Genomic DNA, 25,983 nt, shown 5'->3' with positions numbered 1-25,983 from the left:
CCGCTTTACCGGCTTAGGCTGGCAGCGTGGCTGATGTCATCCGCGTGCCCAATGCGAAGATCGCATTGTCCACTGCTTCGGTATATCCGGAACGCACTCCAGACGCGTTCGAGCTGGCCGCCCGCCTTGGTTACGACGGCGTGGAGATCATGGTGGGCGCCGACCCGGTTAGCCAGGACATCGAGGTGATCGAGCGGCTCTCCGAGCACTACGAGATCCCCGTCCTGGCCATCCATGCCCCCTGTCTGCTCGTCACGCAGCGGGTCTGGGGCCGTGACCCGTGGGCCAAGCTGGTCAAGGCACAGAAGGCGGCCGAGCGGCTCGGCGCCTCCACGGTCGTGGTCCATCCGCCGTTCCGCTGGCAGCGTGACTACGCCCGCGACTTCGAGAACGGGCTGGCCAGAATGCGTGAAGAGACGGACGTCACGTTCGCCGTCGAGAACATGTTCCCGCTGCGTGCCCGGGGCAACGACGTGGTGCCCTACTCACCCGACTGGAACCCGATCGACTTCGCCTTCCCCCAGGTCACGCTGGACCTGTCGCACACGGCCGTGTCGGGCTCCGACGCCATGGAGATGGCCGTCAAGCTCGGCGACCGGCTCGCCCACCTGCACCTGGCCGACGGCCTCGGCGTCACGAACAAGGACGAGCACCTGGTGCCCGGCCGGGGCAACCAGCCGTGCGCCCAGATGCTGGAGCGGCTGGCCAACACCGGCTACTCGGGGCTGGTCGTGCTGGAGATCAACACCCGCAAGGCGGCCAGCCGCACCGAGCGCATCGACGACCTGGCGGAGGGCCTGGCCTTCGCCAGGCTGCACCTGGCGGCCACCTCGTGAACACCGGGCCGATCAAAGGTCTCGCCCGGGTGTTCGACCGGGTGGCCGACGCCTACGACGCCGGCCGGCCCGGCTACCCCGACGAGATCTTCCGCGCCCTGGGCGAGCTGACCGGCGTCGACCTCGACGGCGCCACCACGGTCGACGTCGGCGCCGGCACCGGCATCATGACCAGGGCGCTCAGGGCGCGCGGCTCGCGGGTGATCGCGGTCGACCCGGGCGCCGGGATGCTGGCCCGCCTGGTCTCCCGCTCCGAGGACGGCCCGCCCGCCGTGGTCGCCGTGCTGGCCGACGGCAACGCGCTGCCGCTGGCCGACGGCGTGGCCGACCTGGTGACATACGCGCAGTCGTGGCACTGGCTGGACCCCGTGGTCTCGATCGCCGAGGCCAGGCGGGTGCTGCGGCCGCACGGCGCGATCGTGGGCTGCTGGAACCTCAACCACGCCGCGCAGGCCGACTGGCTGGCGGCCTACGAGGCCCGGCTGGCGGCGGCGGTGCCCACCTACTACGGTCCGGCGGTCGAGCAGTGGTCGGTGCCGCCGATCGCCTCCGCCTTCGACGTGATCGAGGAGCGCTGGATACCCTGGACGAGGCTGGTCGGCATCGAGGACTTCCTGCTCGGCCTGCGCTCACACTCCTACATGGCGGCGATGTCGCCGGGTGCCGCCGACGAGCTGGTCGAGTGGCAGCGGGTGGAGCTGCGCGAGGCGTTCCCGGAAGGGGTGCTGTCCGTGCCGATGCGGGTCTATCTGGCGGTGGGCAGGTGACGCGACGGCGCGCCGCCATGGGGTGGCGGAGCGGCGGAGCGACGAGAAAGGCGGCGGGGTCCGGGCGGCCGGGCCGCCGCACGGAGTAAGGGGATGAGCACGATCAAGCGGCGTCCCGGGCGCAGGCCGGGCTCGGCCGACACGCGCGGAGAGATTCTCACGGCGGCCAGGAAGGTGTTCGCGGAGAAGGGGTTCGACAAGGCCACCGTGCGCGGCATCGCCAGGGAGGCGCAGGTCGATCCCGCCCTGGTGCACCACTATTTCGACACCAAGGAGGGCATGTTCGTCGCTGCGATGCAGCTGCCGCTCAACCCGAGTGAGTTCGTCCCCCTGCTGCTGGAGGGGCCGCGCGAGGACATCGGGGAGCGGCTGGTCCGGACGATCCTGGGGGTCACCGCCGCGCCCGAGACCCGGGAGCCGATGCTCGCGCTGCTCCGCTCGGCCATGACGAACGAACAGGCCGCCGCCATGTTCAGGGAGTTCATCACCAACGCCCTGCTCTTCCAGGTGGCAGACCGGCTGGAGGTGCCGCATCTGCGGCTGGAGGCGGCCTTCGCGCAGATGTTCGGCATGATCATGGGGCGTTATGTGATCAAACTGGAGCCGCTGGCGAGCGCTGACCCGGAGGAGCTGGTCGCGCTGCTCGGGCCGACCGTGCAGCGTTACTTGACGGGCTAGAGCATTGTTCTACAGACGGCTATGACCTTAGGGTATGTCGCGTACCTCGGAAATGTTACCCGTGGGTAGGATTGTTGCGGGGGAAGCAGCGGGGTGACCGTACGCTGACAGCCAACGTCGTCTGTGGGAGGACACCGTGCTCTGGGTAGCCGTCATCGGGCTCGTCATGACCGTCCTTGCGGTGGCCGTGGCCGGCCGCAGGGTGATGTACCTGTTCAGGCTGGCGACCGTGGGCCCGCCCGCGCCCGAGCGGATCGACTATGCCAGGACCCACGTGGGCGACGAGGTCAAGGCTCAGCTCGTCGAGGTGTTCGGGCAGAAGAAGTTGCTGAAATGGACGCCGTCGGGCATCGCCCACTTCTTCGTCATGTGGGCGTTCTTCATCCTGCTGACCGTCTACATCGAGGCGTACGGCGCGATCGTCCAGGGCGCGATCACCGGCACGCCCGACTTCCACATCCCGCTGATCGGGACCTGGGGCGTGCTCGGCTTCCTGCAGGACTTCATCGCGGTGGCCTGCCTGCTCGGCCTGGTCGCCTTCGCGGTCATCCGGGTCAGGAACTCCCCCAAGACGCTCGGCCGCGACTCCCGGTTCTCCGGCTCCCACCTGGGCGGCGCGTGGCTCGTCCTGTTCATGATCTTCAACATCATCTGGACGCTCTTCCTCGCCCGCGGCGCGGCCGCCGCGAACGGCAACTTCCCCTACTCCTCCGGCGCGTTCGTCTCGCTCGCGCTCGGTGACGTGCTGCCGGCGAGCCCGGTGCTGGAGGAGATCGCGCTGCTCCTGCACATCGGCTTCATGCTGGTGTTCCTGATCATCGTGGTGAACTCCAAGCACCTGCACATCTTCACCGCGCCGCTCAACGTGCTCTTCTCCCGCCGCCCCGACGGCCTGGGCGGCGCGCCGGAGATGCGGGTGGACGGCAAGCCGGTCGACTTCGAGGACGAGGACCTCGACCCCGAGCGGCTGGGCCGCGGCAAGATCGCCGACACCACGTGGAAGGGCTTCCTCGACTTCTACTCCTGTACGGAGTGCGGCCGCTGCCAGTCACAGTGCCCGGCCTGGAACACCGACAAGCCGCTCTCGCCGAAGATGCTCATCCTCGACCAGCGCGACCACGCCTTCAAGGTGGCCCCCTACCTGTTGGCGGCCCAGGGCGGCGTCGAGCACAAGGACACCGACGTGCTGGCCCTGCTGGACAAGCCCCTGGTCGGCGAGGAGGGCGTGATCCACCCCGACGTGCTCTGGTCGTGCACCAACTGCGGCGCCTGCGTCGAGCAGTGCCCGGTGGACATCGAGCACATCGACCACATTCTCGACATGCGCCGCTACCAGGTGATGGTGGAGTCGTCGTTCCCGTCCGAGGCGGGAGTGATGGTGAAGAACCTGGAGAACAAGGGCAACCCGTGGGGGATGTCCGAGACGAAGCGGGCCGACTGGATCGAGGAGCTGGACTTCGAGGTCGAGTTGGTCGATGAAAAGATGCCCGAGGACGCCGAATACCTGTTCTGGGTGGGCTGCGCGGGCGCGCTGGAAGACCGGGCCAAGAAGACCACCAAGGCCGTCGCGGAGCTGCTGCACATCGCGGGCGTGAAGTTCGCGGTGCTCGGCCCGATGGAGGCCTGCACCGGTGACCCGGCCCGCCGCCTGGGCATGGAATACCTGTTCAACATGCTGGCCCAGCAGAACATCGAGACGCTCAACGAGGCCGGCGTCAAGAAGATCGTCGCCACCTGCCCGCACTGCTTCAACACGCTGGCCAACGAATATCCGCAGCTCGGCGGCACGTACGAGGTCGTGCACCACACCCAGCTACTGGCGAAGCTGGTCGAGGAGGGTCTGCTCACCCCGGTCACGCCGATCGAGGAGAAGATCACCTATCACGACCCGTGCTTCCTCGGCCGCCACAACAAGGTCTACTCCCAGCCGCGCGACATCATGGCCAAGGTTCCCGGCGTGCGGACCCAGGAGATGCACCGGCACAAGGACCGCGGCTTCTGCTGCGGCGCGGGCGGCGCGCGCATGTGGATGGAGGAGCGCATCGGCAAGCGCATCAACACCGAGCGGGTGGACGAGGCGCTGACCACCGATCCCGACACCGTGTCGACCGCCTGCCCGTTCTGCATGGTGATGCTCGGCGACGCGATCAACGAGAAGAAGAACAGCGGCGCGGCCAAGGAATCGCTGGAAGTCGTGGACGTGGCCCAGCTGTTGATCAAGTCGGTCAAGGGCCCGTCCTGACAGGTGAAGTCGGACTCCCTTACATCGCGTGTGAGGGAGTTTCGCACGTCAGCAGGGTTGGGTTTGAGAAATCTGCCATCCACATAACGGGAAAATCACGGTAACCTCAACGTCGCATGGCTCTATTCGACGGGGAGGGGGGTCGTGATGCGCGTCGTCGTCACTGACGCCGAGGTCACCCTGGCCGACGTGCTCTCCCTGCGACTCGCCATCGACGAACCACTGGCAGACGGCACCGAACTCGTTCTCAGGCACCGCACCACGGGGGTGGAACGCGGCGTGCGGCTCGGTACGCCAGGCAGACGGGCGCGCGAGGCCTCGCTGGCGGTCTCGCTGGCGCCGCTGGAGCTCACGGCCGGGCGCTGGGACGCCTACCTGCGCCACGGCGACAAACGTGACCGGTTGCGCAGCGTCGATCCGGGATTCTCGCTCGACCACCTCGACGCGTACGCCCTGTGCCGCCGGACCCTCGCCTACCGCTCCTACCGCACCCGCAACGGTTACCTGGCACTGAAGATCTCCGACGCGGAGCCGGTGGCCGAGGTGCGCGCCGTCTGGTTCAGGGAGGGCCGTTTCGAGGTCATGGGCCTGCTGGCGTACACGGGCCTGGAGGACGACGACTCCCGCCATGAGGCCGTGCTGACCCTGGACCGCAGGCAGACGAGCTCGCGGGTGTCCGCCACCGCCACCGTGCAGGGAGTGCGCTTCCACGCCGCCGTGTCGCTCGTGGACGTGCTGGCCGCCGACCCCGGGACCGCCGCGGGCTCCGGCACCTGGGAGCCCGCGCTGGAGGTCGAGGGCGTGCCCACGCCGCTGCGGCTGGGCGCCCGGCTCGACGACGTGGACGGCAAGAGACGCCGGCTGCACTATCCCTCGGCCAAGGTGGACGGTGTGCCCATCAGACCCTGCTACACCGCCGACGACGAGCTGCGGATCGAGGTCGGGGGATGAAGGTCAGCCTGGTGCTCGCCTCGGCGTATGTCATGCGGGGCGACGTACGGGCCACGCTCAACCTCGCGACCGCTCTGGCCGAGCGGCACGACGTCGAGGTGATCAGCATCAGGCGCCAGAAGGAGAAGCCGTTCTTCCCCGTCGGCCCCAACGTGGCCCTGCGCAGCGTGGTCGACGCCAGGCCGGGGGTGCGGCACCTGTTCCCCAACGGGCAGGTGCGCGCCGAGGTGGCGTTCTGGCGGGTGCTGCGCAACCTCAAGTCCGACGTCCTGATCACGACCAGGCCGGGGCTCAGCGTCCAGGCCGCCCGGCATGCTCCACGTGAAACCTTGACGATCGCCAGGGAGTGGGCGCGGCCGTCCGTCCCGGGGCCGGTGAAACGCCTCTACCCGCGCCTGAGCGCCGTCGTGACGGCCACGGACTCGGCCCGGGAGGAATGGGCCGGGCTGCTGGCCGGCGGGCCGCCTGTGCACTCCGTGCTGGACGCGCTGCCGAGTGGCCCGTGGCCGCGCTCGCGGATGGACAACAGGATCGTGGCCGCCGGCGGGCGGTGGGTGCCGGTCAAGGCCTACGACCGGTTGATCAGGGCGTTCGCGGTCGTGGCCGACAAGCGGCCGGACTGGCGGCTGCGGCTCTACGGCGGCGGCTCGGAGGAGCGGCGGCTGCGGGCGCTCGTACGCGACCTCAACCTGCACAATCACGTCTACTTCATGGGGACGACGCCGGACCTGGCGGGGGAGTTCGCCAAGGCGTCGATCGTGGCCAGCACCTCGCGCACCGAGGAGCTCGGCATGACCGTGCTGGAGGCCATGGGGTGCGGAGTGCCCGTGGTGGCCTTCGAGGGGGCCAGGGCGCCGACGGAGTTCGTGGCGACCGGCTACAACGGGGTGCTGGTGCCGGAGACGGAGGGCGACCTGCAGCTCTTCGCGGCGGCCCTGCTGGCGCTGATCGACGACGAGCGGCGGCGGCGCTCGCTGGCGGCGGGGGCGCTGGACACGGCGGTACGGCACTCGGCGGAAGAGGTGGCCGAGCAGTGGGAGAAGCTGATCTCCAGCCTCCGCTGACCGGTCCGAGGACCTCCAGTGCCATACCTAATACGGGTACCGTAGGAGCATGCATGGGTACAGCGGAGACAAGCAGGCATATCTGACGCGCCTCAGGCGAATCGAGGGTCAGATCAGGGGCCTGCAGCGCATGGTCGATGACGACGCCTACTGCATTGACGTGCTCACCCAGGTCTCCGCGGCCACGCGGGCGCTTCAGGCGGTGGCCCTCGGGCTGCTGGAGGAGCACATTTCCCACTGCGTGGCGGACGCGATCAACACCGGCGGGCCGGAGGCCGAGGCGAAGGTGAAGGAGGCGTCGGCGGCCATCGCACGTCTCGTGCGTTCGTAGCAGTGACGGGTGACGATTGACTAGTTATGTCGAAACCCCGGGAAACCATGTCCGGGGTCCTCATGGGTCCGGATCCAGGTCCCCGGGGCTAGTAATCGAGATGGTCCTTCAGCGGCTCGCCGAAGTCCGCAATCCGAGCGCGTCGTCGAGTTCGTCCAAGGTCAGCCGCCGTTCGCTGACTGCCACGGCAGTGAGCACCTCGGCGTAGAGCGCAATCTCGTCCAACGCGACACGGTCGTGGACCCGAGAGTCCAGGTCGTCGTGCCCCACCGCGTCGTCCTTTCCTTCCGCAGCCCACACCCTCTACGAGGTTACGGCGCGGCTCCCGGTCGGCGACATGGCCCATCGGAGTCATTCCTTTCCACGCCACGGGGGCCCCATCGGGATCATTTCCCGATACCGAGATCACAATTCAGCGAATTTCCTGTGACGGAAGTGTTGGACCGTTATAGGAGGAGTTAGTGTGAAAAAGTAGATTATTGGGTTAGAAGTGGTCATCGTCGCGTTCGTGGATGAGTCGACGTACGAGTGCCGCCTGTCCGGCGAGTCCGCGCTCGGGAACTTTGGCCCCCGTCAGCCCACCCCACGCCAGCCCCGTCGCGTACGCGGCCCCGAGCACCGCCGCCGCGCTCGCCCGGTCCGGCGGCGCCACCTCCGTCACCGGCGCGGGCATCGTCAGCACCCGGCCGGGCACCGGGAAGCCGTCCGGCTCGGTCGACTCGCCCGCCGAGGTGCCGGTCAGCCCGGCCCGGTCCAGCTCCTCGTACGCCAGCCTGAGCCGGTGGTCCAGCCGGGCCGGCAGCGCGCCCCTGGAGTCGGACAGGTCGGCCAGGAACGTGGCGGCGGCCTGCCGCGGATCCCGCGCGAACTGCAGCGCCTCCACCAGGTCGTAGACTGCGTGGGAGAAGTGCGCCTCCCGGTCGGTCTCGCCCATCAGCGCCCTGCACAGGCGCGCCGGGCAACGCTCCAGCCACGCCCGGCGTACCGCCTCGTCGTCGTCCAGCCCCGCGTCGAGGGTGGGCTCGCGCAGCACCGGCTCGACCATCGTGAGCAGCGCCAGCGCCCGCGGCCTGAAGCGGGTGTCGGAGAGCAGGATCTGGGCCGTGTCCGCCATCACGGCGGCGAGCCTGAGAGCGGCCCTGGACCGGCCGGCCCTGGCGCGCTCGGTCACCAGCGTGACGAGGTCGACCAGCGGCGGGGTGGGCAGCCAGCGCACCCACTCGTCCCCGGGCAGCGGGCGGCGCAGGTATTCGCCGAACACGGTGATCAGCCGCTCGTTGCCGTCGAAGGCCGGCGCGTACGCGCACCACATGATCGCGCCCCACACGGCCGCCACCGTGCTCGGCACGTCGGAGGCGAAGATCTCGCCGAAGGCCGTCAGCGGGTATTCCAGCTCCGACTTGCGCCCGGCGGCCCGCAACAGCACCCTGAGCTGCTCGGTCAGCCGCTCCGACACGTCGGGGCCGATGAAGGCCTGGGTCGAGCCCGGCTCGGCGAGGAAGTCGGGGCCGTCCGGGATCACGTCCAGGGGCAGCTCCGCCGACGGATGCCGCCCCTGGCGCGCCCGCGTGCCCCGCGGCGGCGGCGCGGGATGCCAGCGGCCGTCGGCCGGATCGTGCAGATGCCAGCGCGCGTGCGCGCCGAAGAGCCACCGGTCGCCATCGGGGGTCACAAGTATTCTGACGGCCAGGACGTGAGCGCGGTCGTGAAGGGAAAGCCCCTGCCAGCGCGGGTCCGCGACCATCGCGCGGACCTCCGCCTCGGCGGAGGTGAACGCATCCCAGGGTCGCACGGCCGTCATCGTACTGGGCCGCTTCGGATCATCCATCGGCAATTCACGGCAGAATGACCGCTATGAGGGCGAAGGTGGCAGGGGTGCTGGCGATTGCGGGTGTGCTCTCCGGTTGCGGTACGGCCACGTCGGAGCAGCCGCCGCAGACCGGCCCCGGAGTGCTCACGCTGGAGAACGCCACGGCCCCGGCCCCCGGCGGCGAGGTGGGCGAGGCGTCGACCGAGTTCGCCGACGCCGCCGACATGAAGATGTGGACCAAGCTGAGCGACACGGAGAAGGACGTCGACCGGCTGGCCAAGTACGACGTCAACAAGACCGCGAAGGGCTCGATGTACCTGGAGCCCAGGACCTCGGCCTGGTTCGGCGGCTTCCGCGGGCCCTTCGTCTATCAGGAGCTCGCCGGGGACATCGTCATGTACGCCCGGGTCAAGGTCGAGGGCAGGGCCGGCGGCCAGCCCAAGCGGCTGTTCTCCCTCGGTGGCCTGATGGCCCGCCAGCCCGGCTCGTACGACAAGCCCAACTGGGTGTCGATCACCACCGGGACCGCCGAGAAGAGCGGCCAGGTCGAGGTGAAGTACACCCAGGACGGCAGCTCCAAACCGGTGGAGCTGGCCGTCAAGCCCGGCTGGGTGGATCTGGTGCTGGGCCGGGTGGGCCGGGTCTTCGTGGCGCTCTACCGGGAGGACAAGGGCCAGTGGAAGGTCGGTCAGCGCTGGCCCTCGACCCTGCCCGACGTCCTGCAGTGGGGCGTCACCGCCTACACCGACTGGGACAGCTACGCACTGCTCCAGAAGGACCCGGCCAAGGGCAACGCCAAGCAGGTCAAGGGCACGCCCGACCTGAAGCTGACCGTCGACTTCGTCCGCTTCCTGCGGCCGGAACTGCCCGAATATGCCGATCCGCTCAACAGCGCGTCGGTGTCGGACGAGGTCCTGATCAAAGCGATGACGCCTGCCGGTGCCTGAGCGCCTTGGCCATGTAGTTGTCCGGCGTACGGGCGAAGGAAGCCCGGTCGTCGTCGGTGAGCTCGCGCACGACCTTCGCGGGCACGCCGGCCACCAGCACGCCGGCGGGGATCTTCTTGCCGGGGCCGACGAGCGCACCGGCCGCGACCAGCGCTCCCGCTCCCACGTGGGCGCCGCCCAGCACGATCGCGCCGATGCCGACCAGCGCCCCGGACTCCACGTAGGCGCCGTGGACCATGGCCTTGTGGCCCAGGCTGACCCGGTCCTCCAGGATCGCGGGCTCACCGGGGTCCGCGTGCAGACAGCACAGATCCTGTACGTTGCACTCCTCGCCGATCTCGATTCGCTCGTCGTCCCCTCGGAGAACGGAGCCGTACCAGATGCTGGACGCCCGGCCCACGCGCACGCTGCCCACCACGACCGCGCCGGGCGCGACGTAGGCCCCCGGGTGTATCTCTGGAATCGCCCCGTTGTCCAATGCTGCTATGTACATCCGTCACATCGTAATTCCCACTCCAGCTATGGCGTTCCGGTTGCGGACGTGGGCAGATGGCAGGAAAGTCGTTTCCTGACGTCTCGTCGCCACACCCTCACAAAACGCAGTTATCCCCCGCCTCACGCAAACCACCTTAGGTAACCCCCATGACGAACCAGCACGAGAGCATTCCCGATCTGATGCAAGAGGACACCTTCGAGGTCGTGATGCGCGGCTACAACCGCCGCCAGGTTCACGACTACATGATCCGTACCCGAAACCAAATCAGAGATCTGGAAGAGCGGCTGGCGCGCGCGATCGACCAGGCCGAGCAGGGCCGCATCGAGCTGGCGGAGGCCAGGCGCCGCATGGTCGAGGCACCGCAGAGCTACGAGGACCTCAGCCCCCGGCTCGCGCAGATCCTCCGGCTCGGCGAGGAGGAGGCCGCGGCGAAACGTGAGGATGCCGCGTCCGAGGCCGCCAGCGTGCGCGAGGCGGCCAAGGCCGAGGCCGAGCGGCTCGTGACCTCCTCCCGCGAGACCGCCGACAAGATCCTCACCTCCGCGCAGGCGGAGGCGGAGCGCCGCGTGAGCGAGGCGACGCAGGCGGCCGAGCGCATGCTGGCCCAGGCGGGCTCCGACGCCGAGGAGCAGCTCAACGCCGCCCGTACCGAGGCCGAGGACGTCCTGCGCGAGTCACGGGCCGAGGCCGAGCGGCTGCTCGCGGCGGCCCAGGCGGAGGCCGAGCAGCTCGTGCAGTCCGCCAACACGCAGGCCGAGCAGCTCGTCAGAGGGGCGAGGGACGAGGCCGAGACGATGCTGACGGACGCGCGGCAGCGCACCGCCACGCTGGACGAGCAGGCGGGCCGCCGGGTCGACTACCTGACCAACACGCACACGGAGGTCGTGCGGCGGCTGAGCGAGATCAGCTCGGTGCTCGGCGACCTCATGCGCAGCGAGTCGTCGGCCGGGCAGCTGATCCCCGAGGCCGCCCTGCCCCCGGCCGCTCCTCAGGAGGACGTGCGGGTGATCGTCCAGGAGGACGAGCCGGCCGAGGCCGCCCAGGAGGAGAAGCCACAGGACAAGCCGCAGGAGAAGAGCCCCGAGGACACCGACGTGCACATCGTCCGGCTGTCCGAGGTGCACAAGTAGCCGCCGTCGCCGGCCCGGCGGCACGCCGCCGGGCTCGGCTCTACGGAGCGGAAGCCCCCGCCCCCGATTGGGTCGGAGGCTTCCGCGTTCGTGGCCCCTCCTGATTGGGGGCCCGGTGCCGGGGCCGCCGAGACGCTGGACACGGCACCGGGCTGCTCGTGTGCGCGGGCCGGGGAACGCTCCACGGCCCGCGTCAAGGTGGCGCGGGGCCGGCCCGCCGCGGGTGCTGGCCGCCGGTCCGCCTTTCCTGGGCCCGGAGCAGGTCGCGCAGGCCGTCCGGGTCGTCCGCGTCGATGGTCATCGCACATCCGGCGTCGCGCTGCGCCGCGCTGAGCGGATGGTGTCTCGTGGCCCACCAGCGGCCCGCATCGCTCCGCCAGATGGTCCACTTGGGGTATTCCCGGGCGATTTCGGCAAGGTGCCGGTCAAAGGACACTGCTGTCTATCCTTCCCGGGGCCCCAGGCGAGTTCCATCTCCTTAGAAGGTGCGCCACATCTCTAGAGAACGCAATGATCGCGATGGACAGGTCAACCTAGCCTTGACAAATCCGTTTGAACTAGGCCTCGAAGTCGTACTGAAGTACATATGCCGCCGAGTCGAGGACCATCTCGTTGAGCTCGACCGGCAGCCCGCCCGACGTGTACGCGGTGCGGACGATCGCGATCACCGGCGTGCCCGCCGGCAGGTCGAGCAGCCCGCTCTCCCACGGCCGCGGCATGCGGGCGCGTACCTCCTCGGTGAACTGGGCCGGAGGCAGGCCCAGGTCGCTCAGCCTGGCGTAGACGCCACCGGGGCCGGTGTCCGGGGTGGTGATCGCGCTGCCCTCCACCAGGTGGGCGGGAAAGTAGGAGGTGGCCAGTTGCACGGGCCTGGAGTCGACCGAGTAGCGGCGCCGGCGTACCCATACCTCGTCGCTCTCCAGAACGCCCGCCACCTCCTCCGTGGCTCGCTCCAACGCAACCTCCAGCCGGTCCACGGTGAAAGGGCGGCCCCGCGTGTCGGCCTCCCAGACGGCCCGCCCCTGACCCCATTGCTCTCTCGACAGACGGCGCGCGCCGTGTCGTCGAATCGGTTTGAACTGCCGCACGTAAACCCCCGAACCTCGTTTGGGCACCGCCAGCCCTTCGTTGATCAGTACGGCAAGCGCCTGCCTGGCCGTGGCTCGTGCGATCGCGTGGTCGGCCATCAGCGCGTTCTCGCCCGGTAGTCGGTCCCCATCGCGCAGTTCGCCGGACAGAATCCGGGCGCGGAGGCCGTCGGCGATGCGTCGATAGATCGGGGGCTCGTGGGATACCGGGGATTCAGACACGTTCGATCACCCTCTGTCACCAACCAGGTTGTGGCGTCTCCAGAGAACTTGCCCCGTCTTGTCCACGATCGCACAGAAGTAAGCCGTGGTCGTGACCTTCTTTTGAGCGGATCGTGCCCGTGTGAGGAATTCCAGGGTGTTTTAACGGGCCGTTATCGTGGAACGGTCGCGGCCGGTATTCGACCGGCCCACCAGCGGCGAGTAACCAGTGCCGCCATGGCGGCGCCCGCCGTGTTGAGGATCACGTCGTCCACGGAGGAGAAGCGTCCCAGGCGCAGGGCGTACTGGAGCAGTTCGACCAGGACCGAAAAGGCGGCCGCGAGCGCCGCAACGCGGGCCGTCGAGGACATCGCCCGGCTGCGTACGGGCAGCAGCGCGCCGAGCGCCGCGAACACCAGGAGATTGCCTCCGACCTGCACCAACACCACCTCCCACGGGGCGCCGGCGAGGTCGGCGAGGTCGGCGAACGGGACCAGCCCGACTCCTGTCGGGCCGCTCGACGGGGTGAGGATCATCCAGACCCAGGGAGCGGTGCCGACGATGATGCCGACCTCGGCGATGGAGGTGCGCAGGGGCGCCGGATGGCCGGCGCGAGCGCGGTGGCGGGAGAGGAGCAAGATTGCTAGGAGGGCGAGGGGAAGTGCAAAAGTACCAGCAATAATGACGTTTCCCCACAATTCCCACGTGCGCGCCATCCGACCATGATGGCGATGATCTAGGGGTACCGGAAGATGTCCATCTGGACAGGTCTTCCGGAACCCCGGAGTAAAGCGGCGCTGTGGCGCACTGTCACGATCGGGAGCCCGTCACGGGCGGACGGACGGTCACGCCCGGGCCGGCAGATGATCCTCCAGGAACGCCAGAGCCACCTTCCAGGCCCGCTCCGCCGCCGCCGGATGGTGGAACATCGGGGCCTCGCTGTTGTGGAAGGCGTGCCCGGCCTCCTCCGCCACGTGCATGACCACGTTCGGCCGGCCCTGCGCCGCCTGCTCGACCACGCTCACCCGATCGCGGGTGATGTAGGGGTCCGCGCCGCCGAAGACCAGCAGGAGCGGCGCGGAGATCTGGTCCATGAGCCCCGTCGCGTCCGGCACGGCCGAGCCGTAGAAGGACAGCACCGCCTCCAGCTCGACCTGCGTGGCCAGCATGTAGTCGATGGAACCGCCCAGGCAGAAGCCGACCGCGCCGACCCCGCCGCGGACCTCGGGCATCGCCTTCAGGTGACCGACCGTGAGCGCGCAGTCGGCCACGCCCTGCGCGAAGTCGAAGCCGGAGGCCAGGTCGATCGCGGCCTTCGTGCCCTCGGGTGTGTGCTCGCCCCGCCAGTGCGGGTGCAGGCGCCAGAACAGGTCGGGCGCGGCCACCACGTAGCCGCGCCCGGCCAGCTCCGTCGCGACCTTCTCGATGTACGGGCCCACGCCGTAGATCTCCTGCACCAGCAGGATGCCGGGACCGCTCCCGGCGTCGGGCAGCCAGACGTGGACGTCGAACGAGCCGTCGTGGGCGGTGATTTGATCGGTACGGGTTCGCATGTGCAACAGCATCGCTCATAGCGCGCGTGGCGTTCGCGGGGAGACGATGCGATCGAGGAGTTTCGTGTCCCGGTAGGCCCGTCGTTGTCCGCCGCTACGAGCAGACGAGGAGAGTGTTGTGCTGACCCACTTCATCGGTGGCCGGCCCGTGGCCGAGGGTAAGGGGTTCCCCGTGCACGACCCGGTGACGGGCGCGGTGATCAGGCAGGTCCACGAGGCCGACCCCGAAGTGGTCGACCGGGCGGTCCGCGCGGCCAGGCAGGCGGCCCGCGACTGGGCGGCGATGCCGGTCGGCGAGCGCGCCGGGTGGATGCGGCGCCTGGCCGAGGGCATCGAGGCCCGTTTCGACGACCTGGTGGCCGCCGAGCTCGCCGACACCGGCAAGCCGCTCGACCAGACCCGCACGCTCGACATCCCGCGCGGCATCGCGAACTTCCGCGCCTTCGCGGAGATCGCCGCCCAGCGTCCCGACGACGCCTTCCACCTGTCCGGCGTGCTCAGCTACACCGTACGCAGGCCGCACGGGGTGGTCGCGGTGATCGTGCCGTGGAACCTGCCGTTCCTGCTCATGACGTGGAAGCTGGCGCCCGCCCTGGTCGCGGGCAACACGGTGGTGGTCAAGCCGTCGGAGAACACGCCGGGCTCGGCGGCGGTGTTCGCCGAGATCTGCGCCGACGCCGGACTGCCCGCCGGCGTCGTCAACATCATCTACGGGTACGGCTCCGCCGGCCAGCTCCTGGTCGAGCACCCGGGCGTGGACGCCGTGACGTTCACCGGCTCCACCCGGACGGGCACGGCGATCATGCACGCGGTGGCCGACCGGGTGAAGCCGGTCTCGTTCGAGCTGGGCGGGAAGAACGCCGGGGTGGTCTTCGAGGACTGCGACCTCGACCGGGCCGTCGAGGGGAGCGTGAAGTCGGTCTTCACCAACGGCGGCCAGGTCTGCCTGTGCACCGAGCGGCTCTACGTGCAGCGGCCGATCTTCGAGGAGTTCTGCGCGCGGCTGGCGGCCCGGGCCCACGAGGTCGATCCCCAGCCGATGATCTCCGCCGAACACCGCGAGAAGGTGCTCTCCTACTACGCCTTGGCCCGCTCGGAGGGAGCCAAGGTGCTGGCAGGCGGGGGTGTCCCCGCGTTCGGCGATCATCGCGACTCCGGCTATTACGTCGAACCGACGGTAGTGACAGGCTTGTCGGAGTGGTCGAGGTTCAACAGGGAGGAGATCTTCGGTCCCGTGTGTCACGTGGCGTCCTTCGACAGCGAGGCCGAGGCGATAGACCTGGCCAACGCCGGTGACTACGGCCTGGCCGCCACGCTCTGGACCTCGAACCTCGACCGGGCGCACCGGGTGGGACAGCGGCTGGAGGCCGGTCTGGTCTGGGTCAACACCTGGTATTTGCGCGACCTGCGCACCCCGTTCGGTGGCCTGCGGCTGTCGGGCATCGGCCGGGAGGGCGGTATCCAGTCGCTCGACTTCTACTCTGAACCCACGACCATCACCATCAAATTGGAGCAACCCGATGTATGACGAATGGTCCCAGGCCGTAGACGCGCACTCCCAGGCGGCCGACCGGCTGGTCGAGGCCGCGCGTTCGGGCGAACCGTGCGCGCCGATCCGGGACCTGGTCGCCACGGCGGCCGACGGGTACGCGGTACAGGAGATCAATACGAGACGGGCGCTCGGCGCGGGGCGGCGGCTGGTCGGCCGGAAGATCGGCGTGACGAACCTGCTGTTGCAGCAGCAGTTCGGCATCGACCAGCCGGACTTCGGCATGCTTTTTGCGGATATGTCCTACTCCGATGGGCTTCCTATCCCCATCGAGAAGTTCCTGCAGCCGCGGGCCGAGGCCGAGATCGCCCTGGTGTTCGGCCGGGACCTGAGCGGCGGGCCGTTCACCGTGGCCGACGTGATCAGGGCGGTGGACTTCGTGCTGCCCGCCATCGAGATCGCCGACTCGCGCATCGCCGACTGGGACATCACGCTGGCCGACACGGTCGCGGACAACGCCTCGGCCGGCGCGTACGTGCTGGGCCACACGCCCACCTCGCTGCTCGGGCTGGACCTGCGGGCGGTCCGGATGACGATGACGCGGGACGGGCAGGAGGTCTCCACCGGCACCGGCGAGGTGTGCCTGGGCGGCCCGCTCAACGCCGCCGTCTGGCTGGCCACGCGGCTCGGCCGCACGGACCACGCGCTGCGGGCCGGCGACGTGGTGCTGACCGGCGCGCTCGGGCCGGTGGTGCCGGTCGGGCCCGAGGACGTGTTCGAGGCCCGGATCGACGGGCTCGGCTCCGTACGGGCGGTGTTCACGAAGTGAGCGAGAGGGGCAGGGCCCTGCGGGTCCGGGGCAAAGCCACTCCCTGGGGCAGGTTCCCGCACGTCAAGCGGGCTGGCGACTTCCTGTACGTCTCGGGCACGAGCTGCCGGCGCCCCGACGACACGTACGTGGGCGTGGAGGTGGACAAGCACGGGGTGGCGAACCTCGACATCCGCGCGCAGACCAGGGCGGTCATCGAGAACATCGGTGACATCCTGAAGGCGGCGGGCGGGTCGCTCGCCGACCTCGTGCAGATCACCACCTATCTGGTCAACATGAACGACTTCAAGGGCTACAACGAGGTCTACGCCGAGTTCTTCGACGAGGAGGGGCCCACCAGGGCCACGGTCGCGGTGCACCAGCTCCCGCACCCGCACCTGCTCATCGAGATGCAGGCGGTCGCCTACCATCCACAGGAGCGATCATGATCGCGCCCATCGACTTCACCAGGTGGATCGACGAGCACGCTCACCTGCTCAAGCCGCCGGTGGGCAACAAGGTGGTCTTCGAGCAGGCGCACGACCTCATCGTGATGGTCGTCGGCGGGCCCAACTCCAGGACGGACTTCCACGTCGATCCGTACGAGGAGCTCTTCTACCAGGTGCGCGGCAACATGCACGTCAACGTCGTGGGCGAGCGGGGCCCGGAGACCGTGCACATCCGCGAGGGTCAGATGTGGCTGCTGCCGCCGCGCATGCCGCACTCGCCGCAGCGGCCCGAGGCCGGGTCCGTGGGGCTGGTGGTGGAGCGGATCAGGCCCGAGGGCGAGCCGGAGAAGTTCCAGTGGTACTGCCCCGAGTGCGGCAACCTGGTACACGAGGTGGAGCTCCAGGTGCACGACATCGTCAAGGACCTGCCGCCGGTCTTCGAGGCGTTCTACCGCGACGAGCAGGCCCGCACCTGCGCCCGATGCGGTGCGCTGCACCCCGGCAAGGGCTAGTCGGTCCCGGATGGCGATCGACGTCCACACGCACTGCGTGCCCCGCGGCTGGCCCGAGCTGGGCTGGCCCGGGGCGCCCAGGTTGAGGGTCGAGTCGGAGCGCGAGGCGACGATCCTCGTCAACGACCGAGAATTCCGGAAAATTCAGGATGACTGCTGGGACCCCCGGGTCAGGCTGGCCCGGATGGACAGGGACGGCGTGGACCGGCAGGTGGTCTCGCCCACGCCCGTCTTCTTCGGCTACGACCGGCCGCCCGAGGATGGCATGCGGATCGCGAAGATCTTCAACGACCTGGCTCTGGAGGTCTGCGACGACGCGCGGTTGATCCCGTTCTGCCAGGTGCCGCTGCAGGACCCCGCCCTCGCCTGCGAGGAGCTCGACCGCTGCGTGGCCAACGGGCACCGCGGCGTGGAGATCGGCAACCACGTCGGCGACCGGGATCTCGACGACCCGGGGGTGGTGGAGTTCCTCCAGCACTGCGCGGACGGCGGCGTGCCCGTCTTCGTGCACCCGTGGGACCTGCCCACCGGGCCGCGGGTCGAGCGGTGGATGGCGCAGTGGCTGGTCGGGATGCCGGCCGAGACCCACCTGTCCATCCTGGCGATGATCCTCGGCGGCGTATTCGACCGCGTTCCCGGCACGCTGCGGATCTGCTTCGCGCACGGCGGCGGCTCGTTCGCGTTCTGGCTCGGCCGGTTGGAGAACGCCTGGCACCGCAGGCACGACCTGGTCGGCGTCTCAGAGCGGCCGCCGTCCCACTATCTCGGCAGGTTCAGCGTCGACTCCGCCGTCTTCGACGAGCGCGCGTTGCGGCTGCTCGTCGACACCCTCGGGGAGGACCACGTGATGCTCGGCACCGACTTCCCCTATCCGCTGGGCGAGGCGCCCGCCGGTGACCTGATCCGGCGGGCGGGCTTCCTGTCCGGTACGGCCCGCGCCAAGCTGCTCACGGCCAACGCCGAGGCGTTCCTCGGCTGACGTGCTCATGGCTCGGAGTTGAGGCGGGCAGAATGGTGTTAATCGGGTCATTGCCACCATTCCGCCGTTACAGGAGTGACACTTGCACCGGGACCGCTGTCTCGCCCTCGACGCCGACGATCCGTTGCGCGCGTTCAGATCAGAGTTCGTGCTGCCGGAGGGCATCATCTACCTCGTCGGCAACTCGCTGGGCGCGCTGCCCCGCGGCACCGCCGAGCGGGTGCGGCGGACCGTGGAGGACGAGTGGGGCCGGCAACTCGTCGGCGCCTGGAACCACGCCGGATGGTACGAGCAGCCGCTGACCCTCGGCGACCGGCTGGCACCGCTGATCGGCGCCGGCCCCGGCCAGGTCGTGGTGGGCAACACCACCTCGATCGTGATCTACCAGGCGGTGGCGGCGGCGCTGCGGCTGCGTCCGGAGCGCCGGGTGATCGTCTCCGACGTGCGGAACTTCCCCACCGACCACTACATGGTCGAGGGGCTGGCCGGGCTGCACGGCGGCTACGAGGTACGCGACCTCGCCGCGGGGCGCTTCGACGACGCCGCCGTGGTGCTGCTGTCGGAGGTGGACTACCGCACCGGCGCGCGGCACGACGTGCCGGCGGTCACCGCCGAGGTCCAGGCGGCCGGGGCCCTCATGGTGTGGGACGTGTGCCACAGCGTGGGCGCCATGGAGGTGGACGTCTCGGCGGCGGACTTCGCGGTCGGGTGCACGTACAAGTACCTCTGCGGCGGGCCCGGCGCGCCCGCGTTCCTGTACGTCAACCCGCGTCACCACGCGAGCGCCGAGAACGTGCTGCCCGGCTGGCACGGCCACGCCGCCCCGTTCGCTTTCGAGGCCGGCTACCGGCCGGCCGCGGACATCAGGCGGTTCGTGGTGAGCACCCCGCACGTGCTGTCGATGGCCGGGCTGGACGCGGCGCTGGACCTGTGGGACCGGGTGCCGCTGGACCTGGTGCGGGCCAAGAGCATGGCGTTGACCTCGCTGTTCATCGAGCTGGTCGGGGACGCGCTGGAGCTGGCCTCGCCCCGGGAGGCCGCCGCCCGGGGCAGCCAGGTCAGCTACCGCCACCCCGAGGGCTACCGGATCATGCGCGCGCTGATCGACCGGGGCGTGCACGGCGACTTCCGTGCGCCCGACCTGCTCAGGTTCGGGTTCGCGCCGCTCTACATCGGCTACGCCGACGTCCACGACGCCGCCGCCACCCTCCTGGAGGTGCTGGAGAAGGAGTTGTGGCGGGACGAGAAGTACTCCCAGCGGCTGGCCGTCACCTGAGGGTGTACGCGGCCGCCGTCACCTGAGGTCCAGCAGGGTGATCGCGCGTTTCGGGGCGATCACCCGGTAGCTCTCCTCCACCCAGTCGAGCAGCACCTCCGTCTCCGGCAGCGGGGACAGGAACGGCACGGTCACCCAGCCCGCCCGGCCGAGCCCGTGGCTGGTGGGCGCCGCGCCTTCCACGGTCAGCGCGTGGCCGTGCGCCTCCGAGCGCAGCTTGACGCTGAACTTCGGGTCCCACCTCTCCGTCGGCTCGTCCAGCCCCAGGAACAGGAACACCTTCTTGTTCACCTTGATCACCGTCTCGCCCCACGGGTGGTCCTCGTGGGTCTCGGGCAGGCCCAGGGCGAACGCGCGCAGCTCCTCGCGTATCACATGCCAGTCGGTCATGGCCTTCTGAACTCCTCCAACTTGCGCTCGATGACGTCTCTGATCCGGTCGCGGGCCTCCATCCGCGGCACACCCCGCATGAGCAGGCTGTCGTACTCGGTGTCGAGATGCCGGATGGAGGCGATCACGGCCAGCGTGATGGCGTTCTCGTCGAGGGCCCGGGCCGCCGCTGACCTGCCCACCCGGCCGCTGCCGCGCTGGCCCGCGTGCTCGGCGATCTCCTTGGCCCGCCCCTCCGGGCAGCCGGGGAACAGCCGGGCGATCTCCGCGGCCATCGCGGCCTGGAACTCCACGTCCTCCTCCGCCCGGCGTACGCGGTCGCGCTCGCGGCGGCGCAGGCGTACCTCCTCGTCGGCCAGGCACCGCTCCTCGGCGGCGGCCAGCGCGGCCTCCTCCACCAGCAGGCCGAGGCGCTGGTAGACCTTGCGCCGCCGGTTGAACTGGACGACCACCGCCGCGAGACCGCTCTCCTGCTTGGCCCGGCGGCTGAGCGCGGCGTTGCCCGCCGGCAGGAACACCAGGTGGTCCAGGTCCGCGCAGGTCAGGCAGTGCGGCCGGTCGTCCTCCATGATGAGGTAGGGACCGGTGTCGCCGCAGTCCGCGCACGTCCAGGGGGCCGACGGGGCCACCGCCACCAGGTCGGGCGCCTTGCTCTGCCGCTCGGTCAGGCTGCGGACCCGGGCCTCGCTGAGGTCGGGCGAGAGCCAGTGCACGCGGAACGCCTCCTGCCCGGCCCCGGTGGTGAAGCGCAGCTCGCGGCGGTCGCGGGTGCCGGCCACGTACGGCGTGTCCACCGGCCGCAGCCCCCTGGCCAGCGCCCAGTCCCGCAGCAGGGCGGCCGTGGTGAGCAGCCGGTCCTCGTCCACCGCCGCCAGCTCGGCCAGCGTCGCGGCCCTGCCCTGCCGCCAGAGGTCCACGTGCCGCGAGTGCAACCAGCGCAGGCCGGTCACCACGTCGATGAACGTCACGTATTTCCGCGTGGTCAGCGCGATCTCGGCCGCGTCCGCGACCCTGCGCGCCAGGTTCGGCTTGCTCACAGGTCCCTCCTGAGCCGGCCGTCGTGTCTGTGGATCCGCTTGCTCACGTGCCCCAGTCTCCCGCGCCTTTGTCGGGAGATGGCGAGACCGGAGGGATTCCTTTTGCCCCATTGCGGCAAGTAACCCCCGTGGACCTGGCCCTGGAGGATCATCGTGCGTCTGTTCTGGCCGGCCGTGCTCGTGCTCGCCACCTCGTGTGGCGTGGCCGAGGATGGCACGCAGCCCGTCGTCACGGGTGAGTTCGGCAGCAAACCGAAGGTGGCCATCCCCAGGGGCCGGCCGGGCCGCACGCCGCGGATCACGGTGCTGAGCGTGGGGAGCGGGCGGCCCACGGTGCAGGGTGACGTGGTGCTCGCCGACGTCGACATCCGGAGCTGGTCGGGCAACCGGCCGTACCTGAGCACGTACGAGGCCAACCAGCCCACCACGGTGGTCTTCGACGGCAGGAGCGTGTCGGAGACCTGGCGGCGGGCGCTCATCGGGCGGCCGGCCGGCAGCCGGGTCATGCTGGTCAGCCCGGCCGCCGAGGCGCTGGGGCCGAACGTGCCGCTGACCGGCGTCGCGCCCGGCGAGACGCTGGTGCTGGTCTTCGACATCCTGGGCGGCTACCCGCCCGACGCGCGGCTCGTCGGCCGGACCCTGCCGGTGGTCCCCGCCGACCTCACGCCCTCCGCGCCACCCCGCACGCTCATCGACGGCTCGGGGCGGGAGATCGTGGCGGGGGCGAAGGTGGTCGTCCAGTACGTGGCCGCCGCCTGGCCCTCCGGCGCGGTCGTGGACTCGTCGTACCGGCGCGGCGGGCCCGGCGCTTTCACCCTCAAGCCGGGTGCGGTGCCGGCGGCCTGGCTGGACGCGCTCGTGGGCCGGCGGGTGGGCAGCCGCGTGGCCGTGCCCGCGCCGGACCGGATCTACGTCATCGACGTGCTGGACACCATCACCCCGGAGTAGGCGTCACGCCTCGTCGGCCAGGTCGGAGCGGATCATGCTGTAGAGCACGCCGTCGCGCCACTCCCCGGCGCGGAAACCGCCGCCACGCAGCACGCCCTCGCGGGTGAACCCGGCCTTCTCCAGCGCCCGCCGCTCGGCCACGTTGTCGATCTCGGTGGCCGCCTCGATCCGGTTGACCGTCGTGTGGTCGAACAGGTAGCGCGCGAGCTGCCGCTGCGCCTGCGTGCCATAACCCTGGCCGCGGAACTCCGGCGCCACGATCAACCCCATCGACCAGTAGTGACTGGCGCGGTTGGCCACCTTCTTGGTCCACGAGATCATGCCGACGCTCTCCTCGGCATGCGCGATGACCAGGATGCCCCCGTCCTCGCCGAGCCACCCGTCCTCCTCCCACCGCCGGCGCAGGCGGTGCGGGTCCTGCCAGCCGTACCACTGGAAGTCGCCGGTGCTGTCCGGCTCGCTCGTCAACCGGTACAGGAGGGGCAGGTCACGCTCTTTGACGGGGCGCAAATGTACGGTCATGATCCGGACACTATGCGACGTACGAGCCGCTTGAGCCGCGACTCCTGCAGGCGCGCCCCCTCCAGCGCGTCGAGTGCCTCGGCGGCGGTCGGCCGCTTGGCCGGCACGGGGTCGAGCATCCGGCGCACCACCTCGGGCACGTCAGGCCCGTGGGCGTCGGAGCTGGTCGGGAGCTGGCCGGTGAGGAGCTGATAGGCGATGACCCCGGCCGCGTAGACGTCGGAGGCCGTGGTCATCCTGTCGGGCCGCTCGATGCACTCGGGCGCCACGTAGTGGGCGTCGAGCACGTTGCCCAGCTCGTGGACGACGGTGTAGTTGCGCGGCCCCGGCTTGGCGTAGTCGAACCCGGTCAGCACCGCGTGCCCGTCGTCGGTGACCAGCACGGAGGCCGGGGTGAGCGCCCGGTGGATGACACCGTGCGCGTGCGCGTGCGCCAGCCCGCGCAGCAGGTCCTGGATCACGCCCAGCCGGGCGCCCTTGCCCAGCGACAGGTGCAGCGCCTCGCCGTGCACGTCGTCGAGCACCAGCACGAACCGGCTCTCGTCATCGATCGCGAAGAAGTCGCGCGAGCGCACCACGCACGGATGCGGGGGGATCTTGGCCAGCGTCTGGTAGGCGTTGGCGATGCGCTGCCGCTCGGCCGCCCGCGCCTCGTGGTCGGCCAGCGGGTCGGCCTGGTAGACCCGCAGCAGCACGGTCTCGCTGCCGGGCAGCGTCGTGTTGAACGCCCGGTATTCGGTGACCCGGGCGTCGCCGCCGAGCTGCTCCTCGGCCTCCCAGTTGCCGTATCTCGGAGGTGCGGTGCTGCGGCGCACGGTCTGGTTGAGCGCGTCGAGGATCGCGGTCAGATACGGCTTCGCGTCCGGACTGCACCCGCGCCTGATCCGCGAGACGTCGCTCAGGGTGGCGATGAGCCCGGGCAGGTCGGTGACGTTGGGCGCGTCCCGCCCCGCCGGGTCGACCACCTCGGCGTCCGGCGAGGTGAGCACCACCAGCGCGTCGACGTAGACGCGTTCGAGCTGGGTGGCCTTGGACACCAGCAGGCCCTTCAGCGCCTTCGCGGTGCCGCGCAACTTGGTCACCGGGGAGCCGAACGCCTCCCGGCGCGGCGGGAACCACCGCGTGCCGGACACCTCGATGCGGCCCCTGGTGCCCTTGACGTCGACCACCACGAGCGAGTGGCCGGTCAGCACCAGCAGGTCCACCTCGAAGATGTCATGGCCGCGCGGGACCTCGACGTTGTGCAGCAGCAACCAGTCGGCGGGCGCGTGGTCCCGCAGATAGGCGATCACCCGCCGCTCGGCGTCGTTGACCGGACGTCCTCCGCCGACGATCTCTGCCATGGAGCTATCCTCGCACGGCCCACCGCCGGGCCTGGCTCTTCTCCAGCGCCCCCGGCCCCCTGGACGCCCCGCCGCGGTCCGCCGTCGAACAGTTTGGCGCGCGGCTTGAAGATCGACAGCACCGTGGCCGTCATCAGCATGGCGACCTGCGTGCCCAGCACGGCCACCTGGCCCCACTGCCGGGCGTCGGAGGCGGGGACGGGGACCCCGGACGCGCTTTCGGTCGCGGCGGCCATTCCCTCCGGATCGAACAGGAACATCCCCGCGCAGATCACGGCCACCAGGAGCACCAGCTTGGCCGCGGTCCAGTAATAGCGAAACAGTCCCCATTGGCTGACCAGGCCGAGCACGACGCCGGTGGTCAATGCGATGAGGCTGAACGGTATCCCGCCCCCGAACACCATCACCGGCATCAACCGATAGGCGGCGTGGGCCAGCCCGGGATCGTTTGTCAGCGTCGCCGCGGTATTCAGCAGCACCAGTCCCCAGACCTCGCCGAGCAGCGCGACGGAGGCGACGACGTGGATAACCAGGACTGTCTTACGGGTACGCGGTCGCAGCAATGCCCTCACCTGACCTCCGGAATCGAACTCGCGGCCCATCCTCGCCGCTATGAGCGCGCCGGACGTCAGCCCGCGGGCGGCACTCCGGATACGCCGTGGGGCGTAGGAGTGATTCTCAAGTTTCGGGTGATCGTTGCCTAAACGGCGGTGAACGCCAGTCCCAACCGCGCTGTGCCGAGCCAAAATAAATGCCCTTCGACGACCTAAGGGCGCAGCTTTAATGCCGCGCGTCGTCGACGGGCCGGAAAACCGACAGCCAAGAAATCGAGGCGCCTCCTTGACCACGAAGAGGGATTTCTGAGTTGCGGTTCCCGCTCCCTGCCGCGATTGTTATTGGCGGCACCTCACAGCCCTGCACAAACGACTACGGCGCTGGAATTCCGCGCCTATCCATGGAGGAAAGCACACATGATCCGTCGCATTCTGGCCGGTGCAGCAATCGCGGCCGTCGCCCTCGGCTTCTCCGCCTCCGGAGCCTCCGCCGACGTCGGCCCCAACCCGCACAACGGCGGGCAGAGCGTCCTGAGCCAGTTCAGCATTCTCGACGATCTGACCGCACTGAACGACGTCCTCAACGACTCCGTCAAGTACGTCGACATCCTCACGCTGCTGCACCTGAACGACATCGACGCCGACATCCTCAACAACGAGGAAGGCACGGGCGACAACAACTGACGGCTCCCTGCGTGGCGTAGGCAGGACGGCGATCGGCGACTCCCCGGCTCATCGACAGGGAGCCCGCCCGGCCAAGATCGCCCTCCTGGTGCCTTGAGGTGAACCGAAAGAACGGGCCGTGGAATTTCGCGAGGCCACGGCACGGGCTCGGTGCGCACCGAGCTCCAGCGCCGCGCGGCTCAGGTCGATCACTGCAGGACGACCTGGGCCGCGCGGCCGCTTGCGTTCCGGCCCCGACCGCCCGTGGAACCGCGACCTACGGCACCGGGCCGTGAACGCTCTCGGAAAGGCCTGGCTCGTCAGGCCGGCCGGCGATCGTGACCGCACCCGCGGCCTCGACGTTGGCGCCGGCCGCGCTCGGCCGCACCACTCCCAGGAACGTCCGCCTGTCCAGCGGATCCAGCCGCACGACCTGACCCGTGTACGGCGCGTGCACGATCCGGGTGGCGTCCACCGCCAGGCCGACGTGCTCCGGGCCCGGCCGGCTCGGATCGTTGTCGTAGAACACCAGATCCCCCGGCTCCACCTCCTCCTTGGCCAGCCGGATCCCCGACCGCCACTGCGCGTACGTGGTCGAGCCGATCAGCACCCCGGCCCGCGCCCAGGCGTACTCGGTCAGCCCCGAGCAGTCGAATCCCCGGATCCCGGCCCCTCTCCCGGTGCCGAACCCGGGCCCCTTTCTCCCGCCGCCGCCCCACGAGTACGGGACGCCGATCATCTCGATCGCCGCCCGCACCGCGATGGCGCCGCCCGCCGACCTGGCCAGCGCGGGAGCGGAATGCGTGCCGTGAATCGCCAGCACCAGCGCGATCGGCAGTAGCCGCCGTAGTCCATTCATGGCATTTTCCAGCGCTCCCATGACTAATCGGCGCCCCGGCGTCCGGCGGTGGCCCGCCGA

Annotated in this window: 30 protein-coding genes; 17 read left to right on the top strand and 13 right to left on the bottom strand. The window is 69.9% G+C overall.

What is annotated here, in order from left to right:
- The first annotated feature begins 26 nt into the window (after positions 1-26).
- From BLS95_RS50185 to BLS95_RS50155, 7 genes are all read left to right on the top strand, one after another.
- Complete coding sequence (locus tag BLS95_RS50185; protein ID WP_090946720.1) at positions 27-836, top strand: sugar phosphate isomerase/epimerase family protein; 810 nt, start codon at positions 27-29, stop codon at positions 834-836.
- Positions 833-1,603: a class I SAM-dependent methyltransferase gene (locus BLS95_RS50180; RefSeq protein WP_245765763.1), complete on the top strand. Its 771-nt coding sequence runs from the start codon at positions 833-835 to the stop codon at positions 1,601-1,603. The genes BLS95_RS50185 and BLS95_RS50180 overlap by 4 nt, the downstream gene beginning before the upstream one ends.
- 93 nt (positions 1,604-1,696) lie before the next feature.
- On the top strand, positions 1,697-2,281 hold the full coding sequence (locus BLS95_RS50175; protein ID WP_090946719.1) for a TetR/AcrR family transcriptional regulator: 585 nt from the start codon (positions 1,697-1,699) through the stop codon (positions 2,279-2,281).
- A gap of 136 nt (positions 2,282-2,417) precedes the next feature.
- Positions 2,418-4,523 carry a (Fe-S)-binding protein gene (locus BLS95_RS50170; protein ID WP_090946718.1) on the top strand — a complete coding sequence of 702 codons (2,106 nt, stop codon included), beginning with the start codon at positions 2,418-2,420 and terminating at the stop codon, positions 4,521-4,523.
- 147 nt (positions 4,524-4,670) lie between these two features.
- Entirely contained in the window at positions 4,671-5,474 is an 804-nt protein-coding gene (locus BLS95_RS50165) for a hypothetical protein (protein WP_090946717.1), read from the top strand.
- Positions 5,471-6,538, top strand: a complete 1,068-nt coding sequence (locus tag BLS95_RS50160) for a glycosyltransferase (protein ID WP_090946716.1) — start codon at positions 5,471-5,473, stop codon at positions 6,536-6,538. Before BLS95_RS50165 ends, BLS95_RS50160 begins: the two co-directional genes overlap by 4 nt.
- A gap of 49 nt (positions 6,539-6,587) precedes the next feature.
- Positions 6,588-6,869: a metal-sensitive transcriptional regulator gene (locus BLS95_RS50155; RefSeq protein WP_080044376.1), complete on the top strand. Its 282-nt coding sequence runs from the start codon at positions 6,588-6,590 to the stop codon at positions 6,867-6,869.
- Positions 6,870-6,977: 108 nt separating this feature from the next.
- Here the strand turns inward: BLS95_RS50155 and BLS95_RS56475 are convergent, their stop codons facing one another.
- Together BLS95_RS56475 and BLS95_RS50150 are read right to left on the bottom strand one after the other, a co-directional pair.
- A complete protein-coding gene (locus BLS95_RS56475; RefSeq protein WP_020540796.1) occupies positions 6,978-7,139 on the bottom strand; it encodes a hypothetical protein in 162 nt (53 codons plus the stop codon).
- Between the two features lie 214 nt (positions 7,140-7,353).
- Positions 7,354-8,670: a hypothetical protein gene (locus BLS95_RS50150; protein ID WP_090946715.1), complete on the bottom strand. Its 1,317-nt coding sequence runs from the start codon at positions 8,668-8,670 to the stop codon at positions 7,354-7,356.
- Positions 8,671-8,723: 53 nt separating this feature from the next.
- Here BLS95_RS50150 and BLS95_RS50145 point away from each other — a divergent pair, with 53 nt between their 5' ends.
- On the top strand, positions 8,724-9,626 hold the full coding sequence (locus tag BLS95_RS50145; protein ID WP_143044247.1) for a DUF1349 domain-containing protein: 903 nt from the start codon (positions 8,724-8,726) through the stop codon (positions 9,624-9,626).
- Here the strand turns inward: BLS95_RS50145 and BLS95_RS50140 are convergent.
- Positions 9,598-10,119 carry a gamma carbonic anhydrase family protein gene (locus BLS95_RS50140; protein ID WP_090946713.1) on the bottom strand — a complete coding sequence of 174 codons (522 nt, stop codon included), beginning with the start codon at positions 10,117-10,119 and terminating at the stop codon, positions 9,598-9,600. The two genes, BLS95_RS50145 and BLS95_RS50140, sit on opposite strands and share 29 nt — an antisense overlap.
- A 149-nt stretch (positions 10,120-10,268) precedes the next feature.
- Here BLS95_RS50140 and BLS95_RS50135 point away from each other — a divergent pair, with 149 nt between their 5' ends.
- Positions 10,269-11,252 (top strand): coiled-coil domain-containing protein, encoded by a 984-nt coding sequence (locus BLS95_RS50135; RefSeq protein ID WP_090946712.1) that lies wholly within the window; start codon positions 10,269-10,271, stop codon positions 11,250-11,252.
- A 193-nt stretch (positions 11,253-11,445) separates the two neighbouring features.
- Here BLS95_RS50135 and BLS95_RS50130 read toward each other — a convergent pair whose 3' ends face one another.
- The 4 genes from BLS95_RS50130 to BLS95_RS50115 form a co-directional block, all read right to left on the bottom strand.
- Complete coding sequence (locus BLS95_RS50130; RefSeq protein WP_090946711.1) at positions 11,446-11,688, bottom strand: hypothetical protein; 243 nt, start codon at positions 11,686-11,688, stop codon at positions 11,446-11,448.
- Between the two features lie 121 nt (positions 11,689-11,809).
- Positions 11,810-12,562 carry a GntR family transcriptional regulator gene (locus tag BLS95_RS50125; RefSeq protein ID WP_090946710.1) on the bottom strand — a complete coding sequence of 251 codons (753 nt, stop codon included), beginning with the start codon at positions 12,560-12,562 and terminating at the stop codon, positions 11,810-11,812.
- 152 nt (positions 12,563-12,714) lie between these two features.
- A complete protein-coding gene (locus BLS95_RS50120) occupies positions 12,715-13,179 on the bottom strand; it encodes a VanZ family protein (protein ID WP_218136407.1) in 465 nt (154 codons plus the stop codon).
- A 207-nt stretch (positions 13,180-13,386) separates the two neighbouring features.
- Positions 13,387-14,094 carry a dienelactone hydrolase family protein gene (locus BLS95_RS50115; RefSeq protein ID WP_090946733.1) on the bottom strand — a complete coding sequence of 236 codons (708 nt, stop codon included), beginning with the start codon at positions 14,092-14,094 and terminating at the stop codon, positions 13,387-13,389.
- A 118-nt stretch (positions 14,095-14,212) separates the two neighbouring features.
- Here BLS95_RS50115 and BLS95_RS50110 point away from each other — a divergent pair, with 118 nt between their 5' ends.
- The 6 genes from BLS95_RS50110 (at position 14,213) to kynU (ending at position 19,607) form a co-directional block, all read left to right on the top strand.
- Positions 14,213-15,622: an aldehyde dehydrogenase family protein gene (locus BLS95_RS50110; RefSeq protein WP_090946708.1), complete on the top strand. Its 1,410-nt coding sequence runs from the start codon at positions 14,213-14,215 to the stop codon at positions 15,620-15,622.
- Entirely contained in the window at positions 15,615-16,412 is a 798-nt protein-coding gene (locus BLS95_RS50105) for a 2-keto-4-pentenoate hydratase (protein ID WP_090946707.1), read from the top strand. Before BLS95_RS50110 ends, BLS95_RS50105 begins: the two co-directional genes overlap by 8 nt.
- Positions 16,409-16,840 carry a RidA family protein gene (locus BLS95_RS50100; protein WP_090946706.1) on the top strand — a complete coding sequence of 144 codons (432 nt, stop codon included), beginning with the start codon at positions 16,409-16,411 and terminating at the stop codon, positions 16,838-16,840. The genes BLS95_RS50105 and BLS95_RS50100 overlap by 4 nt, the downstream gene beginning before the upstream one ends.
- Positions 16,837-17,352 (top strand): 3-hydroxyanthranilate 3,4-dioxygenase, encoded by a 516-nt coding sequence (locus tag BLS95_RS50095; RefSeq protein WP_090946705.1) that lies wholly within the window; start codon positions 16,837-16,839, stop codon positions 17,350-17,352. Before BLS95_RS50100 ends, BLS95_RS50095 begins: the two co-directional genes overlap by 4 nt.
- 10 nt (positions 17,353-17,362) lie before the next feature.
- Positions 17,363-18,331, top strand: a complete 969-nt coding sequence (locus BLS95_RS50090) for an amidohydrolase family protein (RefSeq protein WP_090946704.1) — start codon at positions 17,363-17,365, stop codon at positions 18,329-18,331.
- An 82-nt stretch (positions 18,332-18,413) separates the two neighbouring features.
- The gene (gene kynU, locus BLS95_RS50085; protein ID WP_090946703.1) at positions 18,414-19,607 is read left to right on the top strand and encodes a kynureninase; all 1,194 of its coding nucleotides are present in this window, start codon (positions 18,414-18,416) and stop codon (positions 19,605-19,607) included.
- A gap of 18 nt (positions 19,608-19,625) precedes the next feature.
- Here the strand turns inward: kynU and BLS95_RS50080 are convergent, their stop codons facing one another.
- Both BLS95_RS50080 and BLS95_RS50075 read right to left on the bottom strand, forming a co-directional pair.
- Positions 19,626-19,997: an MmcQ/YjbR family DNA-binding protein gene (locus BLS95_RS50080; RefSeq protein WP_090946702.1), complete on the bottom strand. Its 372-nt coding sequence runs from the start codon at positions 19,995-19,997 to the stop codon at positions 19,626-19,628.
- Positions 19,994-21,034 carry a DUF2293 domain-containing protein gene (locus tag BLS95_RS50075; protein WP_245765762.1) on the bottom strand — a complete coding sequence of 347 codons (1,041 nt, stop codon included), beginning with the start codon at positions 21,032-21,034 and terminating at the stop codon, positions 19,994-19,996. Before BLS95_RS50075 ends, BLS95_RS50080 begins: the two co-directional genes overlap by 4 nt.
- A 153-nt stretch (positions 21,035-21,187) precedes the next feature.
- Here BLS95_RS50075 and BLS95_RS50070 point away from each other — a divergent pair, with 153 nt between their 5' ends.
- A complete protein-coding gene (locus BLS95_RS50070; RefSeq protein WP_090946700.1) occupies positions 21,188-21,982 on the top strand; it encodes an FKBP-type peptidyl-prolyl cis-trans isomerase in 795 nt (264 codons plus the stop codon).
- Between the two features lie 3 nt (positions 21,983-21,985).
- Here BLS95_RS50070 and BLS95_RS50065 read toward each other — a convergent pair whose 3' ends face one another.
- Genes BLS95_RS50065 through BLS95_RS50055 form a run of 3 tightly spaced genes read right to left on the bottom strand, consistent with a single transcriptional unit; the run spans position 21,986 to position 24,449 of the window.
- The gene (locus BLS95_RS50065; RefSeq protein WP_090946699.1) at positions 21,986-22,504 is read right to left on the bottom strand and encodes a GNAT family N-acetyltransferase; all 519 of its coding nucleotides are present in this window, start codon (positions 22,502-22,504) and stop codon (positions 21,986-21,988) included.
- Positions 22,501-23,847: a methylation-associated defense system protein kinase MAD6 gene (mads6, locus tag BLS95_RS50060; protein ID WP_090946698.1), complete on the bottom strand. Its 1,347-nt coding sequence runs from the start codon at positions 23,845-23,847 to the stop codon at positions 22,501-22,503. Before mads6 ends, BLS95_RS50065 begins: the two co-directional genes overlap by 4 nt.
- Positions 23,793-24,449 carry a SirB2 family protein gene (locus tag BLS95_RS50055; RefSeq protein ID WP_143044246.1) on the bottom strand — a complete coding sequence of 219 codons (657 nt, stop codon included), beginning with the start codon at positions 24,447-24,449 and terminating at the stop codon, positions 23,793-23,795. Before BLS95_RS50055 ends, mads6 begins: the two co-directional genes overlap by 55 nt.
- A 369-nt stretch (positions 24,450-24,818) precedes the next feature.
- Here BLS95_RS50055 and BLS95_RS50050 point away from each other — a divergent pair, with 369 nt between their 5' ends.
- Positions 24,819-25,085 carry a hypothetical protein gene (locus BLS95_RS50050; RefSeq protein WP_090946696.1) on the top strand — a complete coding sequence of 89 codons (267 nt, stop codon included), beginning with the start codon at positions 24,819-24,821 and terminating at the stop codon, positions 25,083-25,085.
- A 256-nt stretch (positions 25,086-25,341) separates the two neighbouring features.
- On the opposite strand, the gene BLS95_RS50045 is transcribed toward BLS95_RS50050, so the two are convergent.
- Positions 25,342-25,923 carry a C40 family peptidase gene (locus BLS95_RS50045; RefSeq protein ID WP_245765761.1) on the bottom strand — a complete coding sequence of 194 codons (582 nt, stop codon included), beginning with the start codon at positions 25,921-25,923 and terminating at the stop codon, positions 25,342-25,344.
- Positions 25,924-25,983 lie beyond the last annotated feature (60 nt).

The organism is Nonomuraea jiangxiensis, assembly GCF_900099965.1.
Taxonomy (GTDB): Bacteria; Actinomycetota; Actinomycetes; order Streptosporangiales; family Streptosporangiaceae; genus Nonomuraea; species Nonomuraea jiangxiensis.
This window is presented reverse-complemented; position numbering and strand designations above follow the sequence as displayed.

Excerpts from the sequence above, each read along its gene's own strand:
- BLS95_RS50175 (WP_090946719.1), top strand. The coding sequence starts at position 1,697 with ATGAGCACGATCAAGCGGCGTCCCGGGCGCAGGCCGGGCTCGGCCGAC.
- BLS95_RS50165 (WP_090946717.1), top strand. The coding sequence starts at position 4,671 with ATGCGCGTCGTCGTCACTGACGCCGAGGTCACCCTGGCCGACGTGCTC.
- BLS95_RS50160 (WP_090946716.1), top strand. The coding sequence starts at position 5,471 with ATGAAGGTCAGCCTGGTGCTCGCCTCGGCGTATGTCATGCGGGGCGAC.
- BLS95_RS50155 (WP_080044376.1), top strand. The coding sequence starts at position 6,588 with ATGCATGGGTACAGCGGAGACAAGCAGGCATATCTGACGCGCCTCAGG.
- BLS95_RS50150 (WP_090946715.1), bottom strand. The coding sequence starts at position 8,670 with ATGACGGCCGTGCGACCCTGGGATGCGTTCACCTCCGCCGAGGCGGAG.
- BLS95_RS50145 (WP_143044247.1), top strand. The coding sequence starts at position 8,724 with ATGAGGGCGAAGGTGGCAGGGGTGCTGGCGATTGCGGGTGTGCTCTCC.
- BLS95_RS50140 (WP_090946713.1), bottom strand. The coding sequence starts at position 10,119 with ATGTACATAGCAGCATTGGACAACGGGGCGATTCCAGAGATACACCCG.
- BLS95_RS50135 (WP_090946712.1), top strand. The coding sequence starts at position 10,269 with ATGACGAACCAGCACGAGAGCATTCCCGATCTGATGCAAGAGGACACC.
- BLS95_RS50115 (WP_090946733.1), bottom strand. The coding sequence starts at position 14,094 with ATGCGAACCCGTACCGATCAAATCACCGCCCACGACGGCTCGTTCGAC.
- BLS95_RS50105 (WP_090946707.1), top strand. The coding sequence starts at position 15,615 with ATGTATGACGAATGGTCCCAGGCCGTAGACGCGCACTCCCAGGCGGCC.
- BLS95_RS50095 (WP_090946705.1), top strand. The coding sequence starts at position 16,837 with ATGATCGCGCCCATCGACTTCACCAGGTGGATCGACGAGCACGCTCAC.
- BLS95_RS50090 (WP_090946704.1), top strand. The coding sequence starts at position 17,363 with ATGGCGATCGACGTCCACACGCACTGCGTGCCCCGCGGCTGGCCCGAG.
- BLS95_RS50080 (WP_090946702.1), bottom strand. The coding sequence starts at position 19,997 with ATGACCGACTGGCATGTGATACGCGAGGAGCTGCGCGCGTTCGCCCTG.
- BLS95_RS50065 (WP_090946699.1), bottom strand. The coding sequence starts at position 22,504 with ATGACCGTACATTTGCGCCCCGTCAAAGAGCGTGACCTGCCCCTCCTG.
- mads6 (WP_090946698.1), bottom strand. The coding sequence starts at position 23,847 with ATGGCAGAGATCGTCGGCGGAGGACGTCCGGTCAACGACGCCGAGCGG.
- BLS95_RS50055 (WP_143044246.1), bottom strand. The coding sequence starts at position 24,449 with ATGGGCCGCGAGTTCGATTCCGGAGGTCAGGTGAGGGCATTGCTGCGA.
- BLS95_RS50050 (WP_090946696.1), top strand. The coding sequence starts at position 24,819 with ATGATCCGTCGCATTCTGGCCGGTGCAGCAATCGCGGCCGTCGCCCTC.
- BLS95_RS50045 (WP_245765761.1), bottom strand. The coding sequence starts at position 25,923 with ATGAATGGACTACGGCGGCTACTGCCGATCGCGCTGGTGCTGGCGATT.